The organism is Haloprofundus marisrubri, assembly GCF_001469955.1.
GTDB lineage: Archaea > Halobacteriota > Halobacteria > Halobacteriales > Haloferacaceae > Haloprofundus > Haloprofundus marisrubri.
Map to the genome: position 1 here is coordinate 1 of NZ_LOPU01000012.1, position 1,026 is coordinate 1,026.

General features: G+C 63.7%; 1 protein-coding gene. It reads left to right on the plus strand.

Going from position 1 to position 1,026, the window contains the following annotated elements; genetic code table 11:
• Positions 1–120: 120 nt before the first annotated feature.
• Positions 121–1,026 (plus strand): glycerol-3-phosphate dehydrogenase subunit GlpB (gene glpB, locus AUR64_RS02465; protein WP_058580374.1); only part of this gene is annotated, 906 nt, incomplete at its 3' end.

Sequence of the window (1,026 nt, forward strand, 5' to 3'; positions counted from 1 at the left end):
CGATTTCGCCGCCTTCGACGGCGGTGCCGGTGTCGGTGCAAGTGAAGGGGAATCCGGACGCTCGGGCGCGACCGCCGCCGACGGCGGCCGTCCGAGACACAAAGACCGAGGTGAGCGCTGATGCCCATTCGAGAAGACGTGGTCGTTCTCGGCGGTGGTCTCGCCGGCTCTATCGCCGCACTCTCGGCCGCCGACTCCGGTGCGAGCGTCCGACTCGTCACCTACAAGAAGAGTACACTTCGGTTCGCTAGCGGCCTCATCGACGTACTCGGCTATCCGAACGGTGATGGTCCCGTCTCGAATCCCTACGATGCGCTCTCGTCACTACCCGACGACCATCCGTACTCACTCGTCGGCGAGCAGGCCATCCGCGACGGCCTTTCGCTGTTCGACCAAGTAACTGGAGACAGCTATCGCGGCTCGCATACGGACGCGAATGCCCTCGTTCCAACTTATGGCGGCACGGTCAAACCCACGGCTCGATATCCGGAAGCTTCGGCAGCAGGCCTCGCCAGCGACAGTCGCTCGATGCTCGTCGTCGGCTTCCGGTCGCTGACGGACTTCGACGCCCGACTCGTTTCCGACCACCTCGAAGCCGCGGGCGTCCCCTTCGACGTTCACGGCGCCGAGTTGTCGTTCCCCAAAGAGTACCGCGCCGACGCCAAAGTCACGCGATTCGCCAAAGCGTTGGACAAAAACGAAGACATTCGATTCGCCGGGCGGTCGGTCGGCATGCGCGAAGCCGTCGCCGAAACCGTCAAACCACGATTGAAAGGCGCAGAGCGCGTCGGCTTCCCCTCGCTTCTGGGCGACGAACACGCCGACGAAGTTCGTGCGGACCTCGAATCACATCTCGGTGCAGACGTGTTCGAGATTCCGATGGGACCGCCGAGTTTCCCCGGCCTGCGACTCGAAGACCAGTTGTTCTCGGCGCTCGACGACGCGGGCGTCCGCATCAGTTCGGGCAATCCCGTCGTCGATTACGAGGCCGAAAACGGCCGATTGCAGGCGGTGTACGTCGACCGA